We start from the raw sequence: 21,198 nt of genomic DNA, 5'->3' as shown, positions 1-21,198 counted from the left end.
TTGAGGATTTGCAGCTTATGGACAGACTCACTGGCAGTCGGCCCACTAACCGATTGCGGTGCGTTTGATGCAGGCTTTGCCTCTACTGGATTTCAAGACCCTCGAAGTCGTGAACCTCGTGGTCGCGATCATCGCTGCGGTGGTTTGGGCGACGACGGGCCTTGCCTATCGCGGTCTTCCGGCCGCGCGCTATCTGTTCGGCTCGAGCCTGGCGGTTTCCTTTGGCGCTGCGCTGAAGACGGGCCTGTCGCCGGATAGTGCCGCATGGATCAGCATTCTCGCCCTGGAAAGCATCGTGTGCGGGCTATGGCTGCTTTATTGCGGCGTGCGGAGCTTTTTCGGCCGGCCTATCCGCGCCCGGCAGGCGGCAACCGCATTGCTGGTCACCCTGGCTTTGCTGATCGTGTTTCACCAACGCTGGCTGCTGCGCGAGGCGATCTTCGTGTTCGCGCAGATCCTGCCGCTGTTCCTGTTGCTCCCGCTGTTCGTGAAACATGGCAGCCGCAACAGTTTCGGCATCCAGCTTGCGGCGGCGGGCGCCGTCATCGGCATATTCTCCTATCTGACGATCGGCCTCGCCTGCGCGGCAAAGGGTCTCGAGCTTTACGCCATACCGTCGCTCGAACACGTTCAGACCTATGGGCTGCTTCTCGGCATGGTCAGCGCGTCGCTTCTGGTTTTCGGCATCGCGCTGATGATCATCGAGCACCTGCTGCACGAGGCGGAAAATATGGCCAAGCGCGATGAACTGACGGGCATTTCAAACCGCCGCGATTTCATGTTTCAGATCGAGCGCGTTCACGCGTTGTGCGCGGCCGCGAATATGCCTTACAGCGTGCTCCTGATCGATATCGACAAGTTCAAGAACTGGAACGACAGTTACGGTCACGCCGTTGGCGACGAGGCCTTGCGCCATTTCACCCGCACGGCCCTTGACCAGTTGCACAGCGATACCCGGCTCCTTGCCCGCACCGGCGGCGACGAGTTTTCACTCCTCCTGCCGGGCGAAGGCGCCGAACAGGCGGCCGAGATTGCCAAAACGCTGGTCGAGCAGGTTCGCGCCCGCGCGGTGTGCGTCAATGGAAAGGTCTTGCACCTGACGGTCAGCGTCGGCGTGGCGGTGTACATGCCCGGAAGCCAGGCCGGTTACAACGATATTCTGGCCCATGCGGACGTGGCGCTCTACGGCTCCAAGAATGCCGGGCGCGACCGCTATACTGTCTTCGACAAGCGGAACGTCAGGGATGATGACGCCCCGTTCCCGGCGCGGTTCCGGCTGGTTGACAAGCCGGGCGCACCGCCCGCGGGCGTTGGCGAACGGCGCAAGCAGGGACTGCCGCAATCCGGCTGAGACTGCCTGTGGGGGCAAAGCGCGCGTCGTCGCCCCTGCGCCCTGCGGCGCTCACCCGTGCGGACCGCCCTCGGCCATCACCATTTCCCGCAGCCGTTCGAAAACCGCCGGGCTCTGGCGCACGCCGTCGTGTTCATATTCATTGGTGACCCAAGTCCGGCAATTGCCGAGACGGTTCGCGGTCTCCAGCGACAGGCCCGCATCGACATACATGTCGTCGTGATAGACGGCGGCGGCCACCGGAACGTCATTGGCGAACAGCCGCGTGGCGTCATAAAGCGGCGGATTGTCCGTTCTTGCCGCAAGCACCTCGACGGCGGCGGAAAACGGGCGCAGCGAACGGATTTCCTCGAACATCCATGGATAGATCATCTCGCCGGTGAACAGCAGCGGCCGGCGTGCCGGATCGAAGCGCGGGAATTCGCCCCTTATCCGTTCAGCGGCGGAGGCGGTGGGCCGGGGCCCCTGGGCATAGATGCTTTCCTGCAGCACCGCGAACAGCGGATTGCCGGCAAAACCGGTCTCGGCCATCACTGAAAACAGGAAACTCTCCGACAGCCGCGTTTCGTCAGGGTCCGCGAAGGCCTCGTCGAGCAGGAAATGAAGCACCTCATGTCCGGGGCCCATGCCGAGCCCCAGCCCCAGGGTCTGCAGCCGGCGCACGCTCAACCGGTCGCCGTCCGGCAGGTAAACCGGGTTGTCTTCGATGAAATCGGCAATGCGGGCGGCAAGCCGCTCATCCTCGGGATAGCGCTGGTAATAGCGCCGGTTCTTGGAAAGAACGCGCGGATAGGTGCGGCGATAGACCTCCTCCGCCTCGGCGGCAAGTCCGGCAAGCCCGCCCGTGACATAGCAGGCGGCGAGCCCCTCCGGCGCGCGCGACAGATAGGTGAGCGTGATGAACCCGCCGAAGCTCTGGCCGAGCGTCTCCCATTTGACATCGCCCAGCAATTGTTTGCGGATGTGCTCGCAATCGGCGACGATGCTGTCGGCGCGGAAATGCATCAGGTAGTCCGCCGCCGCCTCGCCGTTTTCAAAGCGGGAGATGACATGGCCATCGATCGGGCTGCTGCGGCCGGTTCCGCGCTGGTCGATCAGCACCACCCGGTGGGTTTTCAGCGCAGCCTGCAGCCATGGCGGGCCGCCGGCGACCGGACGCGGCGACTTGCCGCCCGGTCCGCCTTGCAGGAAGGCAAGCACCGGCAGGTTCTCCCGCCGCTTGACCGGATCGACGATCTCGCGGGCGAAAACCTGCAGCACCGGCCCCTCCGGACGGCTCCAGTCGAGCGGCACCGGCACCAGCATGTCCCGGATCATCATGCCGGGAATGATATATTGCTTCGGCATCATGGCGGCCGATCTCCTTCTATCTCTGCCGTGGCCTAAAACGGATCGGGCAAAAGGGCAACCATGCTTCGCGGGCACAACAAAAAAGCGGGCGCCAGGGCCCGCTTTAGTGTGTCTTGAATGCGCTGAAGCTTACTTGCGCTTGCCGTCCAGGCTGAAGGAGCCGGGACCGGCGAAGACGAGATAGAGGAAGATGAAGCAGAACAGGATCGCCGCATCGCCACCGTTCAGCGCCGGGAAGAAGCTATTCGGCGCATGCATCATGAAATAGGCAACAGCCATCATGCCCGACAGGACGAAGGCGACCGGACGGGTGAAGAGGCCGAGAATGATCAGTACGCCGCCTACGATTTCGAGAATGCCACCGACCCACAGCAGCGAAAACATCGGGGGATGAAAATCCGAGACCGGAAAATGAAGGATCTTCTGGGTACCATGCTCCAGAAAGAGAAGCCCCGTGACGACACGCAGAACGGCCAGGAAAATCGGCGCCATCGGCTGCAACATGCGGTTTGTGCTCATAAATCAGCTCCGTGATAATGGTTTGCCGCGCGGGCGCGGTTTCAGAAGCCGCTAACATACGCGAAAAAGCAGTTCGCGGAAGACGAGGATGTGTAAACACTGCGTCGCCAACCGCAACGCCTAACGAAATCCAAAAACGCCGGAAGCGATCCGGATGGATTGCAGTTCCTTTTTTCCGACCATATAGTCGCCCGACTTTATGGGGACCGGATTTTTCGCCGTGCAAGGAGACCAGACGATGAGCGAACCGACAGGAAAGAAGCCCGCCGGGGAAGACCTCCAGCAGCAGGCTCTTTTTTATCACCGCTATCCGCGTGCCGGTAAGCTGGAAATCCAGGCGACCAAGCCGCTCGGCAACCAGCGCGACCTCGCCCTTGCCTATTCGCCCGGCGTCGGCGCGCCCTGCATCGCCATTCACGAAAATCCCAATGACGCCGCGCAATACACCTCCCGCGCCAATCTGGTCGCCGTGATTTCGAACGGCACGGCCGTTCTCGGTCTCGGCAATATCGGCCCGCTCGCCTCCAAGCCGGTGATGGAAGGCAAGGCCGTTCTGTTCAAGAAATTCGCCGGCATCGACGTCTTCGATATCGAAATCGACGCGCCGTCGATCGATGGCATGGTCTCCACCATTTCCGCGCTGGAGCCCACCTTCGGCGGGATCAACCTCGAGGACATCAAGGCGCCGGAATGTTTCGAGGTCGAGCGGATCCTGCGCGAGAAGATGCAGATCCCGGTTTTCCACGACGACCAGCACGGCACCGCCATCATCGTCGCCGCCGCGATCCTGAACGGGCTGGAGCTTGCCGGAAAAGCGCTGGAGAACGTCAAGATCGTGGCCTCGGGCGCCGGCGCCGCGGCGCTTGCCTGCCTCAACCTGCTGGTCTCGCTCGGCGCCAGGCGCGAGAATATCTGGGTCTTCGACATTGATGGCCTGGTCTATCCCGGCCGCGAGACCAATATGGACCAGTGGAAGGCGATCTACGCCCAGGAAAGCGACGCCCATGCGCTGGCCGACCATATCGCCGGCGCCGACGTGTTTCTCGGTCTCTCGGTCGCAGGTGCGCTGAAGCCCTCGCTGCTCAAGCAGATGGCGCCGCGCCCGATGATCATGGCGCTCGCCAATCCCGTGCCGGAAATCATGCCCGATCTCGCCCGCGCCGAGCGCGAGGATGCGATGATCTGCACCGGGCGTTCGGACTTCCCCAACCAGGTCAACAACGTCCTGTGTTTCCCCTATATCTTCCGCGGCGCGCTGGATTGCGGCGCGCGCACGATCAACGAGGAAATGAAGATGGCCGCCGTGCGCGCCATCGCGGGGCTGGCCAAGGAAGAGGTATGGGAAGCCTCGCGGACATCGGCCAACGGCGAACCGCTGATCTTCGGCCCGGACTATCTGATCCCCTCGCCCTTCGACCCGCGCCTGATCCTGCGCATTGCGCCGGCCGTCGCCCGCGCGGCGGAAGAAACCGGCGTCGCCGAACGTCCCATCCCGGACTACCAGGCCTATTACGAAAACCTGACGCGCTTCGCCTTCCGCTCCGGCCTGGTGATGAAGCCGGTCTTCGCCGCCGCCAAGGCCGCGGCGCGCAAGCGCGTGATCTTCTCCGACGGCGAGGACGAGCGCGTGATGCGCGCCGCCCAGGTGCTGATCGAGGAAGGTATCTCCCAGCCGATCCTGATCGGGCGACCGAACGTGCTCGAAACCCGCATGAAGCGCTACGGTCTGCGCATGAAGCTGCATGAGGATTTCGAGATCATCAACCCGGAGAGCGATTCGCGATTCCGCGAATATGTCGACGAATACCTCTCCTTCGTCGCGCGCAAGGGCGTCACCCCGGAGCGCGCGCGCACCATCGTGCGCACCAACACCACGGTGATCGGCGCGCTCGCGGTCAAGCGCGGCGATGCGGATGCGCTTCTGTGCGGCGTCGAGGGCCGGTTCGAGAAGCACCTTCGCGATATCGGCAGCATCATCGGCAAGCATGAGGATGTGCGCGACTTCTCGAGCCTTGGCCTGTTGATCTCCAACCGCGGCGCGACCTTCTTCGCCGATACCCATGTGACCTATTGCCCGAGCGCGGAAGAGATCGCGGAGACCACGATCCAGTCCGCCCGCGCCGTTGCCCGCTTCGGCATCACGGCGAAGGCAGCACTCGTCTCGCACTCCAATTTCGGCTCGCGCGATTCCGAGAGCGCGACAAAGATGCGTGAAGCGCTGGCGCTGGTGCGCGCCCGCATGCCCGAACTCGAGGTCGACGGCGAAATGCACGGCGATACCGCGATTTCCGAATTGCTACGCGAACGCGCCATGCCCAACAGCACGCTGACGGGCGAAGCCAATCTGTTGATCTTCCCCTCGCTCGATGCCGCCCATATCACCATGACGGTGGTCCAGAGCATGCTCGAGGCGCTTCATGTCGGGCCGATCCTGCTCGGCAGCGCCCTGCCGGCGCACATCATGTCGCCCTCGGTAACCTCGCGCGGCATCGTCAACATGGCGAGCCTTGCGGTGGTCGAGGCGGATGTCGCGGCCTCGGAGAAGCGCCGGGCGGCCGAGTAGGCAATATAGCAGGTCGCAATCCGCGATTATCCGGCGTCGGGCCAGACGCTCACCCCTGACAGTTTCCCGGCGGCCCTTGTCGTTGCCCGGCGGCGCGCGGACCTGCGCATTTGCCGCGCTTTGCGCCAGGGCGAGAAAGTCCGGCCGGAATCCCCTCCGCACCATGAAACCATGAGCAGATCGTAGCCCGAACAAGAATATTCACATTACATTTACAACCATAGCTTGATTTTTACATGTCGAAAGGTTTATCAAACTAAAGACAATGGTCGCCTGCAAAGAGTTTCCATGTCAACTCAAGAGGGAATAGTCCGCGAACATTATTCTCATAACATTCCTCGGGAGGTCACCGACCCTTCTCGTCCGCCTTGGGCTGAAATGCGAAAAATGATTAAGAGACAACAAGTTATGGCAGAAATAGCGATGATGATGGACGAATCCAGAATTCTGGAACTGCGGGCGCGGGTCGCGCGTTCGGACACAACGACAGAGCTTATCGTAGCGCTTGGAGAGATCACGTCAACCTTTGGTTTTAACCACTTTACGTTGACTGATATTCCCCAGAGCGGGGACGCGCTGTTGCAGTCGTTGATTCACTTTACCTCGCTTCCCTATCCCCTCATCGCGGCCTATGACCAGGCGGAGATCCTGCAAAATTCCGCCTTTGTCCGGTCGTGGAGAGCTGCGACCTCGCCGATCGAGTGGGATATCGACCAGTTCGAACTGGATGACACGGAGGCGGCTTTCGGCCAGCGCCTCAAGACCATCCATGTTCGCATGGGGGTTGTCTTCACGGCGCCGGACTGTCAGCCGGAGCCCCTGGCGTTTTTGCTGTTCGGGGATCGCGAACCGCTCGACGACGCGGAAAAGGCGGAGCTCGACCGGCTTGCGGTCACCGCCTGCCGCCGGTTCGAGCAGTTGCGGCCGGTTTCCGCCCACCACCTGAAGAGCCTGTCCTCGCGGGAACTGGAAGTCATCAAATGGACCGCCGAGGGCAAGACCTCGCACGAGATCGGCCGGATCCTCAACCTCTCCGACCACACCATAAACGCCTATCTGGCGAACGCGATCCGCAAGATGGAATGCGTCAACAGGGCCCAACTGGTGGCAAAGGCGATCCGTCTCAAGCTGATCGAATAAGCGCGCCGAGCGGCGCAGCAGGAAACGCGCTATCGGCGGCCGGTCTTTTCCTTCCAGTGGAGGCGGCAATAGGAGACATAGCGGTCATTGCCGCCGACCTCGATCTGGGGGCCTTCGAGCAGCGCGTTGCCGGCCTGATCCAGACGCACCACCATGGTGGCCTTGCGACCGCAATGGCAGATGGTCCGCACCTCCCTGATTTCATCCGCGAGCACGAACAGTTCGGCCGATGCCGGAAACAGCCGGCCCATGAAATCGGATCTGAGGCCATAGGCCATCACGGGAATCTTGAGTTCATCGACGACCCGCGCCAATTGCCAGGCATGCTCGGCGGTGGCGAAATGGGCCTCGTCGACGAACAGGCAATCGATCTTGCGCTCCTGGTCGAGCGCGCCCGCGCATTCGAACAGGTCGGTGTCCTGGCCGAACGTGACCGCCTCGGCCTTGAGCCCGATCCGCGAGGAAACCACGCCCTTGCCGCCGCGATCATCGAGTTCTGCCAGCAGGATAACGGCGTGCATGCCGCGCTCGCGGTAATTATAGGCGGCCTGAAGCAGCAAGGTCGATTTGCCGGCGTTCATCGTGGCATAGTAAAAGTGAAGTTTCGCCATTTTGCGGTCCTTTTTGTTCTTTCTTGCCGCGAACGGCAGCCCGCAAGAAGTCTGAATCGCAGAAAGCCACAGAAAAGCGCGGGCCGCCGCTTTCGCGCTGCGCATCTTGCCGCTTCGCCCTGAATATGAGAAACAGCCGCCTGCCATCCCCTCCTGCCCATACTGACGCAGAACCCATGGAAACAGTCGTCGAGATCAACGCAATCGATATCGTCTATGGCAGGCATGCGCGCCGCGCCCTGCCGCTCATCGATGCCGGTTTTTCGCGTGATGACATTCACGCCCGCACCGGCAGCCTCGTCGGCGTCTCCAACGCCTCGCTGAAGCTTGGACGCGGCGAGATCGTCGTGCTGATGGGCCTTTCGGGTTCTGGAAAATCGACCTTGCTGCGCGCCGTCAATGGCCTGGCACCGGTCGTGCGCGGCGACGTCGAGGTGCATACCGAAGACGGCGTCATCAATCCCTATGCCGCCGGCGCCAAAGCGCTCAGGGCGCTGAGGGCACGGTCCGTTTCCATGGTGTTCCAGCAGTTCGCGCTGCTGCCCTGGCTGAGCGTTGCCGAAAATGTCGGCCTCGGGCTCGAGCTTTCGGGCGTGCCCAAACGCGAGCGGCGCGAGCGCATCGAAGAACAGCTTGCGCTGGTCAACCTCTCCGACTGGGCCGACAGCCCGATCGACGCGCTTTCAGGCGGCATGCAGCAGCGTGTCGGCCTGGCGCGCGCCTTTGCCACCGGCGCCCCCATCCTGCTGATGGACGAGCCGTTTTCGGCGCTCGATCCGCTGATCCGCGCGCATCTGCAGGATGAGTTGCTGGAGTTGCAGCAGCGTCTCAGAAAATCGATCCTGTTCGTCAGCCACGATCTCGATGAAGCCATCAAGCTCGGCGATCGCATCGCGATCATGGAAGGCGGCAAGATAATCCAGACGGATACGCCGCGCGTAATCATCAAGAACCCGGCAAACGACTATGTTGCCGATTTCGTCGCCAACACCAACCCGCTCACGGTTCTGACGGCAGGAGACATCATGAACCCGGTATCCTCGCGCAGCCAGTTGGACACGCAGATCGCCGCGACCGTCAAAGCCGCAACGCCGGCCATGACGCTGATACGCGTGCTTGCGGAACGGCCCGGAACGATCGGCGTCGTCGAAGGCGGGCGCATTGCCGGAACGATCTCGCACCGCGAGATTACAGCCAGCCTTTCGCCGCGGCGGCCCCGATCCGCGGAGCCTTTGGCATGAACGAGAAATCCTCTCCCCTGCGCGAAACCGACGAAGCGGCGATCCGGCTGGCAAAATCGCTTCTGCGCGATGCCGGCTTTGCCGCCCTTGCCGTCAACGAACCGGAGACCGGATTTCCGCTTGCAAGCCGGGTGCTGATCGCGACCGACACCGACGGCGCGCCCGTGATCCTGATTTCGGCGCTGTCGAGCCATACCAGGGCGATTCAGCGCGACGGCAGGGTATCGCTTTTGACGGGGGAACCTGGAAAGGGAGACCCGATGGCCCATCCGCGCATGACGACGCGGTGCCTGGCCGGGGTCATTGAACGCGGCAGCGACGACCACGCGCGGATGCGGGAGCGGTTCCTCGAGCGTCACCCGAAGGCGAAGACCTATATCGATTTCCCCGATTTCAACCTTTTCCGACTGTCGCCTGTATCGGCGAACCTCAATGGCGGTTTTGGCAAGGCCTATGCCATCGAGGGCAAGGATCTGATCGAACCCGGATGAAAGCCTGACCGCATGTCGCGTCACGTTGAGATCGGCACCTGCTTGTCATTTGTCAGTAATCAGTCGAGTTAATTCGATGCAGAGGGCGGACGGAAATGGATTTCTCCTTTATTTTCGGTCACCCTGTTAAAAAATACCCTAAATTTCGTATTATTTTTTTCCGGGAGACTCAGTTACATTCCATTTTAGGCATTGGAAAATTATTGACACTTACTGTCGATCCAAGGAGTACTGATGTGAGCGCAAACAAACTGTCAGACAAGACCTCTCCGGCCGCCAGCCTGCTTTCGGCGATGGCGAACCCGAAGCGTCTTCAGATTCTCTGCGTGCTGATCGAACGGGAGATGCCGGTTGGCGCGCTCGCGGTCCGCGTCGGCCTCAGTCAATCCGCCCTGTCGCAGCACCTGTCGAAGCTGCGCGCCCAGAACCTCGTTGAAACGCGGCGCGAAGCGCAGACCATCTATTACAGCACGCATGCCGAACCGGTCCGCAAGCTTCTCGACACGCTCGGAGAGATCTACGACGAGGAAATGATTGCCAGCCGCAAGGCGGGCTGAGCCTCTGTCGGTCGGCGCATCGCGGGCCGACAGGGATAGTCAGGGCGATGCCTGACGGATTGTGCCTTCTGGCAGAGGCTTTCGCTTGACGGCGGCGGTACCGCTGATAACGTGCTCTCCAATAGTATTGAAGCAACAGGGCCCGGCGACGGGTCGCTTTCTTTTGTGGAGCAGCTCATGTCCGACAGCGCCAATGTGACGCCCAACAATCTCGACGCATTCTGGATGCCGTTTACCGCCAACCGGCAGTTCAAGAAGGCCCCGCGCATGTTCGTGGCCGCCAAGGACATGTATTACACGACCGCCGACGGTCGCAAGGTTCTGGACGCGACCGCGGGGCTCTGGTGCGTGAACGCCGGTCACTGCCGGCCGAAGATCGTTGAGGCGATCCGCAAACAGGCCGGCGAACTCGATTACGCCCCCGCCTTCCAGCTCGCCCACCCCAAGGCTTTCGAGCTTGCGAACCGGCTGGTCGATATCGCGCCGGAGGGCATGAACCATGTGCTCTACACCAATTCGGGCTCCGAATCGGTCGAGACCGCGCTCAAGGTCGCGCTTGCCTACCACCGGGCGAAGGGCGAGGGCTCGCGCTTCCGGCTGATCGGACGCGAGCGCGGCTATCACGGCGTCAATTTCGGCGGCATCTCGGTCGGCGGCATCGTGGCCAACCGCAAGATGTTCGGCACGCTTCTGACCGGCGTCGACCATCTGCCCCACACCCACCTGCCGGAGAAGAACGCCTTCACCAAGGGCCAGCCGGAGCATGGTGGTGATCTTGCGAGCGAACTCGAGCGGATCGTCACGCTCCACGACCCCTCGACCATTGCAGCCGTCATCGTTGAGCCCGTCGCCGGCTCCACCGGCGTCCTCATTCCGCCGAAGGGCTATCTCAAGAAGCTGCGCGAGATCTGCACCAAATACGGCATCCTGCTGATCTTCGATGAAGTGATCACCGGTTACGGCCGTCTCGGCACGCCCTTTGCCGCGCAGTATTATGACGTCAAACCGGACATCATCATCACCGCCAAGGGGCTGACCAACGGCGTCATCCCGATGGGCGCGGTGTTCGTGACCTCCGCGATCCACGATGCCTTCATGAGCGGCCCGGAACACATGATCGAGTTCTTCCACGGCTATACCTATTCCGGCAATCCGATGGCGTCGGCCGCGGCGCTTGCCACGCTCGACACCTACAAGGAGGAGGGCCTGCTGACGCGGGCCGCCGAACTGGCGCCCTATTGGGAAGAACAGCTCCACAGCCTGCGCGACTGCCCCTATGTCATCGACATCCGCAACACCGGGCTGATCGGCGCGATCGAGCTGGAGCCGATCGCGGGCGAAGCCACGAAACGCGCCTTCACCGCCTTCCTGAAGGCCTATGAGGATGGCCTGCTGATCCGCACCACCGGCGATATCATCGCGCTGTCGCCGCCGCTGATCATTTCCAAGTCCGAGATCGACGAACTGTTCGAGAAGCTGCGCAAGGTGCTGATGAACAATATCTGAGGCCCCGCGTATCGCTGCGGGCGTGAAAGCCGGCGCATCGGGTTCGCCCGCCGCGCCGCTTTCCGCCGCTGCCTCGGATTTGGCGAGAACCGGTTCCGCTTTTCGCCGTTCTCCACTAGAGCCATTCCGCGTTTCACGGAAACGCGAAAAGGCTCTATCTCTTTGTTTTACGCAATTCCGGACGGTGAACCGGTATCCACTTCACCTGGAATTGCTCTACTGTTGCGCTGCCGCAAACGGGAGATGCCGTCATGTCCGACGATATTCTGATCAAAAACGAACGCCTTGCCGTCGCGGTCTCGCCGCTTGGCGCCGAGACCCGCTCTCTCACCAGCAAGGACGGGCGCGAATGGCTCTGGGACGGCGACCCGGCCTACTGGACCGGCCGCGCCCCCATCCTGTTTCCGATCGTCGGCAAGGCGCCGGACAACAGGGTGACGATCGAGGGCATGGCATTCCCGATGCAACAGCACGGCTTTGCCCGCAAGAGCGTGTTCGCGCTCGAGGACAGCTCGCCCGCCTCCTGCCGCTTCCGGCTCGACCCTACGGACGAGACGCGGCTGGCCTATCCGTTCGAATTCTCGCTCTCGATCACCCATGCGCTGTCGGACGCGACGCTGACGGTGACCGCCGAGGTGGATAACCGGGACGACCGGCCAATGCCGTTCGGCTTCGGCTTTCATCCCGCCTTCCGCTGGCCGATGCCGGGCCTGACCAGGGGCCATGTCCATCACATCGCGCTCGCAAACCGCGCCGCGCCAGCGATGATCCGCCTGCGCGACGGCCTCTTGGACCTGACGCCGCTCGCCTCGCCCTTCGCGGAGGGTTTGCTCGCCCTCGACCATGATTATTTCGAGGAGGATGCGATGATCTTCCCCGAAGGCGCAGGCGATCGGCTGAGCCTCAGCGCCGAGGACGGCCCGTCGCTGCATTTCCGCTTCGAGAACCTGCCAAACCTCGCGCTCTGGACCAAGCCCGGCGCGCCCTATATCTGCGTCGAGCCCTGGCACGGCATGGCCGCGGCCCACGGCAAGGGCCCGGCGATCGAAGACCGGCCGTTCACCGTCACGCTGCCCGCCGGCAAGTCGGCGCGCTTCGGCTGGTCCGTGACGATAGACGGATAGGTTGCCGCTCTCTTATTTTGCTTGCTAAACGCGAATCAATCGCGCATATCTCGAAAAAAACACCTGGGTCGCTCCACATTGATCGTTCAATTGTCGGCGAGCCGCTCGGGGAATGGGGGCCGCCGTTTTTTCGGGGTCCTCAACATGAAGAAACTCGTGGCAGAATTTATCGGCACGGCGGTGCTTGTGCTGTTTGGCTGCGGCGCGGCCGTTCTGGGCGGCGATGCCATCGGGCAGACCGGCATCGCCTTTGCATTCGGTCTCGCCATTGTCGCCATGGCCTATGGCATCGGGCCGATCTCCGGTTGCCACATCAATCCCGCCGTCAGCCTCGGCGTATTTGTCGCGGGCCGCATGCCTGCCGGCGAAATGCTGCGCTACTGGGTCGCTCAGTTCGCCGGCGCGCTGGTGGGCGCATTCGTTCTGGCGATCATCGCCGGCTCCACGGCCAGCCTTGGACAGAACGGCTGGGGTCCGGGCTATCTCGGCGAATATGCGCTGCCGGCGGCGCTCGTCTTCGAGGTCGTGTTCACCGCGATTTTCGTGATCGTCATCCTCGGTTCGACCGCCGCCGCGGCGCCCGCCGGCTTTGCTGGGCTCGCGATCGGGCTGACGCTCGTCGCCATCCACCTTGTCGGTATTCAGGTGACAGGCGTTTCGGTCAATCCGGCCCGCAGCTTCGGCCCCGCGCTGCTTGCCGGCGGCCATGCGCTGGCCCAGCTCTGGCTGTTCATCGTCGCGCCGCTGGCCGGTGGCTTGCTCGGCGCATTATTCTATCGCTTCAAGGCGCTCGAAGACTGAGCCCGACGCGGAAACCCGGCATGCCGGGTTTCCGCCATCACATTGAGCGCGGCAAACCTGTTCTAGATCCGCGCGCAAAACCCGTCGAACGCGCCGAGTTCCACCTCGGCGCCGTTCAGCACGCCCGTCATGCCCGGCAGATCAAGCGAATGGACGTGATCAACGGCCATCTGCAACGCCACCGCCTGCGGCGTGTCGGCGAAGTTGAAGACGAACAGCAATGTTTCATTGCCCTTGCTGCGGGTAAACATCAGCACATCGTCGTTTTCGCAGTCGTGAAATTCGATATCGCCGTCAAACAGCGCCGCGTGCTCGGCGCGAAAGGCGAGCGTGGCGCGGTAATGGCTGTAGACCGAATCCGGCCGCGGTGTCTGCTCGAACACCGAAAGCGGCAGATGGGCTTCCGGCACCGGCAACCAGGGCTTTTCGGCCGTGGAAAAGCCGGCATCAGGCGGCACATTGCTCCACGGCATCGGCGTGCGGCAACCGTCGCGGCCCTTGTAGGACGGCCAGAAGCGGATGCCGTAGGGGTCGCGCAGATCCTCGAAGGCAAGCTCCGCCTGCGGCAGGCCAAGCTCCTCGCCCTGGTAGAGGCAGATCGAACCCCTGAGCGTTGCCAGAACCGAAATGGCGAGCCGCGCGACCGGCTCGCGTTCGGCCTCCGTTTTCGCAAAGCGCGAGACATGGCGATCGACATCGTGGTTGGAAAACGCCCAGCACACCCAGCCATCCGAGACCACGGCGAAGAAATTCTCCACGCATTTGCGGATATGGGCCGGCGAGAAATCCGGTCCGAGGAAATCGAAGGTGTAGCACATATGAAGCTTGTCATTGCCGGCGGTATAATCGGCAACCGTCTTCAATGAGCGCGCGCCATCGCCGACCTCGCCGACCGAGGAGCGGTCGTCATATTGATCGAGCAGCGCGCGGAAACGCTTCAGAAAGCCGATATTCTCCGGCCTTGTCTTGTCGTAAATGTGCTTCTGAAAACCGTAGGGATTCACATCGGGGGCATCGAGGCCGGCGGCATCGTCATCCTCCAGCATCGGCGGGTTGTCGCGCAGCTTGTCGTCGCAGAAATAATAGTTGACCGTATCGAGGCGGAAGCCATCGACACCGAGATCGAGCCAGAACCGAACCGCGTCGAGCAACGCATCCTGCACCGCCTCGCAATGAAAGTTGAGATCGGGCTGGCTCGTCAGGAAATTATGCATGTAATACTGCTTGCGGGTGCCGTCCCATTCCCAGCCCGGACCGCCGAAGATCGACATCCAGTTGTTGGGCGCCGTGCCATCGGGTTTGGCATCAGCCCAGACATACCAGTCGGCCTTGGGATTATCCTTGCTTGAACGGCTTTCCTTGAACCAGGGATGCTGGTCGGAGGTATGTGACAGCACCTGATCGATGATGACCTTCAGGCCGAGCCTGTGGGCTTCGTCGACCAGCGCCCTGAAATCATCGAGCGTGCCGAACATGGGATCGACATCGAGGTAGTCCGAGACATCATAGCCCATGTCGGCCATTGGCGACTTGAAGAAGGGCGACAGCCAGATCGCATCGACGCCGAGTTCGGCCACATAGGTGAGCCGCCGGGTGATGCCGGGCAGATCGCCAATGCCGTCGCCTGTGGTATCCTGAAAGGAGCGGGGATAGATCTGGTAGATGACGCCGCCACGCCACCAATTGCCGGTATTGCCGTCCGTCATTGAAAATTCCCTGGTCGAAATGCTCTATCTTTTTTACGCGCGCCCGGACGGAAAGCCGGTATCCACTTTTCCTGGACGCGCTCTCGCCGTGAGCCTATCTCCGCGACCGCCCGAGGTAAATGCGGCGGCCACGTTTCTTTTGCAACGCACAATCACGGCGAAAGTGCCACTGTAATATGACTGACATATGCGCGGGCTAAAGCGGCTGAACCCTCTCAAGGACCCTTCGGCTCCAGAAAGTCTCTTGATGAACGAACCGGTGAAAAGACTGACCCTCGTTTCCGATGCCTGGCATCCGCAGGTCAACGGCGTGGTCCGGACCATCGAGAACACCAATCGCGAGCTGGCGAAGATGGGCATGGAGGTGACGATGATCACCCCCGACATGTTCCGCAACATGGGCATGCCGACCTATCCGGAAATCCGCCTGGCGCTGGCGAGCTACCGCCACGTGGCCCGCCTGATCGAGGAAAGCCGTCCGGATTACGTTCACATCGCCACCGAAGGGCCGCTCGGCTACAAGGCGCGGCGCTGGTGCCGCAGAAGGAAGTTCCGCTTTTCGACGAGCTACCACACGCGGTTTCCGGAATATGTCTCCGCGCGCCTGCCGATCCCGGCAAGCTGGCTCTATTCGATGATGCGCAACTTCCACAATGCCGGCAATGGCTGCATGGTCGCCACCGAAAGCCTCGCCCGCGAACTCGAGGGTCATGGCTTCAACAATCTGATGCGCTGGAGCCGGGGGATCGACAACACGCTGTTCTATCCGCGCCCGAAGACGGATGCCCCGTTCGGCGGCCTGCCCCGGCCGATCTTTCTGACCGTCGCGCGCGTGGCGGTGGAAAAGAACATCCAGGCGCTGCTCTCCCTCGACCTGCCGGGCAGTATCGTGATCGTCGGCGACGGCCCCGCGCGACGCGATCTCGAGCAGAAATATCAGAAGGCCCATTTTCTCGGCATGCTGAAAGGCGACGAACTGGCCAAAGCCTATGCCGAGGCCGATGTCTTCGTCTTCACCTCCAAGACCGACACCTTCGGCAACACCATCATCGAGGCGCTGTCATCCGGCATTCCCGTGGCGGCCTTCCCCGTCACCGGCCCGGCCGATATCCTCGGCGGCCACGAACAGGCGGGCGCACTCGACGAGGACCTCGGTGCCGCCTGCCTCAAAGCACTCGATTGCGCATCGGAAAAGGCCCGCGAATTGGCCGCAACCTACACCTGGGAGGCAGCCGCCGCGCAGTTCCATGACAACGTAACTCGCGCGCATGACGGCTGAGTTTCACCGCTATCGCTGCACAACGTTATTCATTCACGATCGAAATTTCCGGCTTCCCGTCTATCGCGAGACGTATCTGACCGCGTCCGGGACGCTCCAGCCGCACCGGCCCGCCGCGCTCTTCCAGCCGTCGGCGCAACAGGATCAGCCGGGTCTCCAGATTGTCCTTGAAGTCCGGGAGGTTGAGGCTTTTATCCCTCCGGATTTCGCGGTTGGAGAAAACCGTCCTGCCCGCCTGCGCATAAAAGCGCACAAAATAATGCAGCAGCCGTCCCGGCACGCCCCGGATGACGTATTCATTATCGATGAACACGCCGCCGTCACGCGGGAAAAACTGAAACGCGAAACTGCTTTCATTGCCGCTTTCAGCCGCCGACGCGGCGGCGTGAGGACCCGCCTCGCCCAGGCCATCAGCGACCTCGAAATTAACCAGACCCGCGGCCACCTGCGCCGCAACCACCCTGAGGGCGGCTTCCTCGTTATGCGAAAAGTCGAAGCTTCTTTCTGATTCGGCAAACAACACGCCGATAAGGCGTCCGCCGGCGATCATTGGCACCGCAACCTGGCTTTGCGGCTCATCGATCATCGGCATGGGGATTTCGTCATACGTCGCCGCAGTAGCAGAGGCGATTGCCGAGACGTAACGCCGGCTGCGTCTTAGATCGGGGATGCGTACGGTTTGCCGGCGTTCGGCGGCAATGCCGATGATGCCGTCTCCAATGGGAATCTCGGCCCCAAAGCCGAAATGCGGATAGCCACGGCTTGCGACCGTCACGAGCCTGTTTGTCTCAAGATCGGCGATCAGTATCATGGAATGAGCGAACCCGAAGCGTTCTTCCAGAACCGCAAGGCTAACGTCGAGAAGCGTCTCGGCATCGCCGAGCGCGGCGAGTTCACCTGTTGTTACGGCGGTTTGCCAGAAATGGTTCTCGCGGCTTTGCAACAGCGGCGGCGGCAGCGCCAGCGGAGCGACAGGATCGATGGCGATGCACGCATCCACCCGGTAGATGTCCACGGCCCTTAACCGCAACATGTGCGACGTCTCCTGGAGGCCCGCCATGACGTCGAATTGGGCGGCGAGGCGATCGAATATTTCGCCGGAGCGATCGGAGCGCACGAAGACCAGCTCGAGCATGTGCTGAACGCCGATGCGCCCATCCAGCACTACCAAGGTCGCCTTGCCCGTGACCGCGACATTGGCAGCCGTCTTCGAAAAGAACTGGTTGGAAAGGCCTACATGCTCACTATCGACGTAGTGGACCTGCGAGAGATAGGAGATATTGGGCATGCCGTCGGCATCGCTGGTCGCGATAACCGATGGCATAATGCCTTCGAAACTGTCGCGGATCGCCTCCAGCGGAACGCTCAGCATTTCTCGCTCCATATCCGCGCACCGGCGCCAGGCCCGGGGGTCTGTACGAAAAGATCGGCCGGCCAGAATCGGACCGCGACCAGATCGGCATCGCAGAACACCGAGGAAAGCTGAAGACGGCTGACGCCGAGCCCGGCCAGCAGATCGAGCATCACCGCCAGATAGCGGCTCGCCCGCTCTACCTGCGCGCGATCCGCAGGCGCAATAGCGCCAATCGTCCCCTTTATCTGCACTGCTCGATAGGTGCTCGGATTCGCGAAGGTTGCCGCGATCAAACCGCCCTTTCTCGCATTGGCGTGGAAGCCCGGCCACTGGCTTGCGGACGCCAACAGGACGATGTCGCCCTGATCCACATCGAAATAGGCCCCGCACCCACGACCGACATGAGGCCGCAGCGCCGCGTCGGTGGTCGCTGCAACAATCATCACGTTGCCGGACAGAAATGCCGCGACGTCGCCTTCAAGCACCTTATTCCCCACAGCAGGCGCGATTGCCGTTCGCCCATTCTACCCGCGACCATCGGATCGGCATAGCCACGACCTGCAAATAGGAAAGATTTAGGAAAGCGGGAAATCGTTTAGCAAGCTTTTAGGAAGCGCGGCGCCAGGCCTGCGGCTAATGCAAGGGCCGCCGCCGGATTGCCGGCACTTGCAACAAACCATGGAGACAGAAATGAGCCACAGCGGCTTCATGACCAACACGCCTATTCTGGCGCAACGCTATGACCTCTACGGCAGCGTCCACAAGGGGCTGCGCCGCACGCAATGTCTGCTTCTTACGCGCCTCGGCGCGAATGACTTCACCGATGCCGCCGCGACCGAGAAACTTCTCGCCGATATGAAGCGCCTGCTCTCGATGGCTGCCGCCCATGTCGAACACGAAGACCGGGAAATCCATGCGGCCCTCCACGAAAGGGGGATCGGCACCGGCCACGTCGACGAGCAGCACGATGATCATCGCGAGGCCTTCACCATCATCGCGAACAAGATCGCCGCAGTGGAGAATACCAAGGGTGCTGCACGCGTCGAGGCCGGACGCGGGCTCTACCTCACCTTCGCGGCCTATATCGCCGATGACTTCGCCCATATGCATGAAGAGGAAACCGTGCTCTGCCCGATCCTGTGGCAGAATTTCTCCGATGCGGAACTGCAGGCGATCGAGATGCGCATCATCGCCTCGATCCCGCCGGAGGAGAACATGGCGTTCACCCGCATGATGCTGCCGGCGATGAACCCGGCCGAACGCAATGCGCTGGTCGGCGGCATGTATCGCGCCATGCCCGCGGAGGTCTTCAACGCGGTCGTCGAATTCGCGATCCGGCCCAGCCTGACGGAGGCGGAATTTGCCGCCGTTCAGACCGGCATCGGACTGGCGGCATGACAACGGCCAAAAACAGCGGCGGCTGCAGTCCGGAAGACTGCGCTGTCTGCGTCACACGCTTCTGCACGACAATCACAAAGCTTTGCCTTCTGGAGAACGACAATGCGTATCAACGCCCTTCTCATCGCCCTGATGATCGCCGCCCCCGCCATGGCGGACGGCCCGCCGCCGGCACCGAGCGGACTTTATGAACAGGATAGCCCGCACACCAGCGTCACCTGGAAGATCGACCATTTCGGTCTGTCGCATTTCACCGCCCGCTTCATCGACGCCAACGCCCGGCTCGACTGGAACGCCGATGAGCCGGAGCTTTCAAAGCTGACGGTGGAAATCGATCCCGCCAATGTCAGGACCGATTTTCCCTTCCCGGAAGTCGAGGATTTCGACGGCAAGATTGGCGGCGATCCGGCGTTTCTCGCGGCGAACCCGATCACCTTCGTCTCGGAAAGGATCGACATCACCGGCGAAAATACCGGCCGGATCGAGGGCAACCTGACCATGCGCGGGGAAACCCATCCGGCGGTGATGGACGTCGTCTTCAACGGCTCGCTTGCCGAACACCCGATCGAGAAGATCGCCAAGCTCGGCTTTTCCGGCCATATGACGGTCAAGCGCTCGCTCTGGGGGCTGACATTCGCAACCCCGGCGCTCAGCGACGACGTGGAAGTGGCAATCGAGATCGAGTTCAAGCCGGCCGGGGTCTGACCCCGGCTGACCGCCTCACCGCTTCTTCTTGCGCTTGTGCTCGAACGGGTTCTCGCCGGCGCGGAAGTGGATGCGGATCGGGACGCCCGGCATTTCGAAATCATTGCGCAGGCCGTTGGTCAGATAGCGGATATAGCTTTCCGGCACCGCGTCCGGACGCGTGCAGGAAATCATGAAGCCAGGCGGCCGGGTCTTCACCTGGGTCATGTATTTCATCCTGAGCCGCCTGCCGGAAACGGCGGGCGGGGGATGGCTGACGGTCTGATGGTCGAGCCAGCGGTTGAGCCTTGCCGTGGAGATGCGCCGGTTCCAGACCTTGTCGGTATCGGCGATCGCCTGCATCAGCTTGTCGAGGCCGGTGCCGCGTTCGCCGGAGATCGGCACGGCGCGGATGCCGCGCGCCTGCGGCAAGAGCCGATCGGTCTTCTCGCGCAAATCGGCGAGCACGGCCTGGCGATCCTCGATCATGTCCCATTTGTTGAAGGCAAGTACGGCGGCGCGGCCCTCGCGCAGAACCAGATCGACGATCTGGAGATCCTGCTTCTCGAACGGGATCGTCGCATCGAACACGATCACAACGCATTCGGCAAAACGGATCGCGCGCAGAGCGTCGGAAACCGAAAGCTTTTCCAGCTTTTCGACCACCCGCGCCTTGCGGCGCATGCCGGCGGTGTCGAACAGCTTGATCGGTCGGCCGCGCCATTCCCATTCGACCGAGATCGAATCGCGGGTGATGCCGGCTTCCGGGCCGGTCAGCAGCCGGTCCTCGCCGAGATAGCGATTGATCAGCGTCGACTTGCCGGCATTCGGGCGGCCGACGATCGCGACCCGAAGCGGCTTGCTGTCGTCATAGGGCGCCGCCTCTTCCGGATTTTCGGCCTCTTCCTTGGTCAGCATCACATCGGTCAGCGCTTCCTCGGCGGGCTCTTCCTTGGGGAAGGCGCGGTCCTCGCCGATCGCCTCGACGATGGCGTCGCGCAGATCGTGCATGCCCTGGCCATGCTCGGCGGAAATCGGGCAGGGCTCGCCGAGGCCGAGCGTGAAGGCGTCGTAGAAACCGGCGTCCGAGCCGCGCGCCTCGGCCTTGTTGGCGACCAGCACCACGGGCTTGCCGCGGCGGCGCACCATTTCGGCCAGCGTATTGTCGGCGGGCGTAAGCCCGGCCTTGGCGTCAACAACGAACAGCGAAAGATCGGCCTCGTCGATCGCCGCCTCGGTCTGGGCGCGCATGCGCCCCGGCAGCGTATCGGCGGCAGCCTCTTCAAGGCCGGCGGTATCGATGATGGTGAAGCGCAGATCCGCAAGCCGCGCTTCGCCCGGACGGCGGTCGCGGGTCACCCCGGGCGTATCATCGACAAGCGCCAGCTTCTGCCCTACCAGACGGTTGAACAGCGTCGACTTGCCGACATTGGGTCTTCCGACGATGGCGACCTTGAAACTCATGAATGTTTCTCCTGGCGGTCATTTCCCGCCGCTTTCCCGCGGTGCTTCGCCTCGCCGCG

18 protein-coding genes and 1 pseudogene are annotated in these 21,198 nt (G+C 62.2%); 12 read left to right on the top strand and 7 right to left on the bottom strand.

Features of this window, described 5'->3' with window-relative positions; translation table 11 throughout:
• The first annotated feature begins 67 nt into the window (after nucleotides 1-67).
• Nucleotides 68-1,351, top strand: coding sequence for a GGDEF domain-containing protein (locus tag Mame_RS05735; RefSeq protein WP_018066080.1), 1,284 nt, complete (start codon nucleotides 68-70; stop codon nucleotides 1,349-1,351).
• A 51-nt stretch (nucleotides 1,352-1,402) separates the two neighbouring features.
• On the opposite strand, the gene Mame_RS05730 is transcribed toward Mame_RS05735, so the two are convergent.
• The gene (locus Mame_RS05730; protein ID WP_026173692.1) at nucleotides 1,403-2,698 is read right to left on the bottom strand and encodes an alpha/beta fold hydrolase; all 1,296 of its coding nucleotides are present in this window, start codon (nucleotides 2,696-2,698) and stop codon (nucleotides 1,403-1,405) included.
• Nucleotides 2,699-2,830: 132 nt separating this feature from the next.
• A complete protein-coding gene (locus tag Mame_RS05725) occupies nucleotides 2,831-3,220 on the bottom strand; it encodes a DoxX family protein (RefSeq protein ID WP_018066082.1) in 390 nt (129 codons plus the stop codon).
• A gap of 238 nt (nucleotides 3,221-3,458) precedes the next feature.
• Between Mame_RS05725 and Mame_RS05720 the strand changes: the two genes are divergently transcribed.
• The gene (locus Mame_RS05720; protein WP_018066083.1) at nucleotides 3,459-5,783 is read left to right on the top strand and encodes an NADP-dependent malic enzyme; all 2,325 of its coding nucleotides are present in this window, start codon (nucleotides 3,459-3,461) and stop codon (nucleotides 5,781-5,783) included.
• 288 nt (nucleotides 5,784-6,071) lie between these two features.
• Complete coding sequence (locus Mame_RS05715) at nucleotides 6,072-6,923, top strand: helix-turn-helix transcriptional regulator (protein WP_079920703.1); 852 nt, start codon at nucleotides 6,072-6,074, stop codon at nucleotides 6,921-6,923.
• A 29-nt stretch (nucleotides 6,924-6,952) separates the two neighbouring features.
• Here Mame_RS05715 and Mame_RS05710 read toward each other — a convergent pair whose 3' ends face one another.
• Entirely contained in the window at nucleotides 6,953-7,534 is a 582-nt protein-coding gene (locus Mame_RS05710; RefSeq protein ID WP_026173693.1) for a thymidine kinase, read from the bottom strand.
• Nucleotides 7,535-7,710: 176 nt separating this feature from the next.
• Between Mame_RS05710 and choV the strand changes: the two genes are divergently transcribed.
• The 6 genes and pseudogenes from choV to Mame_RS05680 all read left to right on the top strand — a co-directional run bounded on the left by choV (nucleotide 7,711) and on the right by Mame_RS05680 (nucleotide 13,254).
• Complete coding sequence (gene choV, locus Mame_RS05705; protein WP_018066086.1) at nucleotides 7,711-8,775, top strand: choline ABC transporter ATP-binding protein; 1,065 nt, start codon at nucleotides 7,711-7,713, stop codon at nucleotides 8,773-8,775.
• A pseudogene (locus Mame_RS05700) lies at nucleotides 8,772-9,254 on the top strand (HugZ family pyridoxamine 5'-phosphate oxidase); the annotation flags it as partial. The gene choV and the pseudogene Mame_RS05700, both read left to right, overlap by 4 nt.
• A 305-nt stretch (nucleotides 9,255-9,559) precedes the next feature.
• Nucleotides 9,560-9,823: an ArsR/SmtB family transcription factor gene (locus Mame_RS26535; RefSeq protein ID WP_051085141.1), complete on the top strand. Its 264-nt coding sequence runs from the start codon at nucleotides 9,560-9,562 to the stop codon at nucleotides 9,821-9,823.
• 177 nt (nucleotides 9,824-10,000) lie between these two features.
• Nucleotides 10,001-11,329 (top strand): omega-aminotransferase AptA, encoded by a 1,329-nt coding sequence (gene aptA / locus Mame_RS05690; RefSeq protein WP_018066089.1) that lies wholly within the window; start codon nucleotides 10,001-10,003, stop codon nucleotides 11,327-11,329.
• 251 nt (nucleotides 11,330-11,580) lie between these two features.
• The gene (locus Mame_RS05685; RefSeq protein ID WP_018066090.1) at nucleotides 11,581-12,453 is read left to right on the top strand and encodes an aldose 1-epimerase family protein; all 873 of its coding nucleotides are present in this window, start codon (nucleotides 11,581-11,583) and stop codon (nucleotides 12,451-12,453) included.
• A gap of 144 nt (nucleotides 12,454-12,597) precedes the next feature.
• On the top strand, nucleotides 12,598-13,254 hold the full coding sequence (locus Mame_RS05680) for an aquaporin (protein ID WP_026173694.1): 657 nt from the start codon (nucleotides 12,598-12,600) through the stop codon (nucleotides 13,252-13,254).
• A gap of 62 nt (nucleotides 13,255-13,316) precedes the next feature.
• Here Mame_RS05680 and bglA read toward each other — a convergent pair whose 3' ends face one another.
• Complete coding sequence (bglA, locus tag Mame_RS05675) at nucleotides 13,317-14,960, bottom strand: beta-galactosidase BglA (RefSeq protein WP_018066092.1); 1,644 nt, start codon at nucleotides 14,958-14,960, stop codon at nucleotides 13,317-13,319.
• Nucleotides 14,961-15,207: 247 nt separating this feature from the next.
• On the opposite strand from bglA, the gene Mame_RS05670 reads away from it, so the two are divergent.
• The gene (locus Mame_RS05670) at nucleotides 15,208-16,239 is read left to right on the top strand and encodes a glycosyltransferase family 4 protein (protein ID WP_018066093.1); all 1,032 of its coding nucleotides are present in this window, start codon (nucleotides 15,208-15,210) and stop codon (nucleotides 16,237-16,239) included.
• A gap of 25 nt (nucleotides 16,240-16,264) precedes the next feature.
• Here Mame_RS05670 and Mame_RS05665 read toward each other — a convergent pair whose 3' ends face one another.
• Both Mame_RS05665 and Mame_RS05660 read right to left on the bottom strand, forming a co-directional pair.
• The gene (locus Mame_RS05665) at nucleotides 16,265-17,611 is read right to left on the bottom strand and encodes a GAF domain-containing protein (protein ID WP_018066094.1); all 1,347 of its coding nucleotides are present in this window, start codon (nucleotides 17,609-17,611) and stop codon (nucleotides 16,265-16,267) included.
• Entirely contained in the window at nucleotides 17,605-18,078 is a 474-nt protein-coding gene (locus Mame_RS05660) for a pyridoxamine 5'-phosphate oxidase family protein (RefSeq protein WP_018066095.1), read from the bottom strand. Before Mame_RS05660 ends, Mame_RS05665 begins: the two co-directional genes overlap by 7 nt.
• A 205-nt stretch (nucleotides 18,079-18,283) precedes the next feature.
• Between Mame_RS05660 and Mame_RS05655 the strand changes: the two genes are divergently transcribed.
• A complete protein-coding gene (locus Mame_RS05655) occupies nucleotides 18,284-18,991 on the top strand; it encodes a hemerythrin domain-containing protein (protein WP_018066096.1) in 708 nt (235 codons plus the stop codon).
• Between the two features lie 102 nt (nucleotides 18,992-19,093).
• Complete coding sequence (locus tag Mame_RS05650; RefSeq protein ID WP_018066097.1) at nucleotides 19,094-19,696, top strand: YceI family protein; 603 nt, start codon at nucleotides 19,094-19,096, stop codon at nucleotides 19,694-19,696.
• Nucleotides 19,697-19,711: 15 nt separating this feature from the next.
• On the opposite strand, the gene der is transcribed toward Mame_RS05650, so the two are convergent.
• Nucleotides 19,712-21,139, bottom strand: coding sequence for a ribosome biogenesis GTPase Der (der, locus tag Mame_RS05645; RefSeq protein ID WP_018066098.1), 1,428 nt, complete (start codon nucleotides 21,137-21,139; stop codon nucleotides 19,712-19,714).
• Nucleotides 21,140-21,198 lie beyond the last annotated feature (59 nt).

It is taken from the genome of Martelella mediterranea DSM 17316 (assembly GCF_002043005.1).
GTDB lineage: Bacteria > Pseudomonadota > Alphaproteobacteria > Rhizobiales > Rhizobiaceae > Martelella > Martelella mediterranea.
The sequence above is the reverse complement of the archived record's forward strand: the minus strand, read 5'-3'. Positions and strand labels throughout refer to the sequence as shown.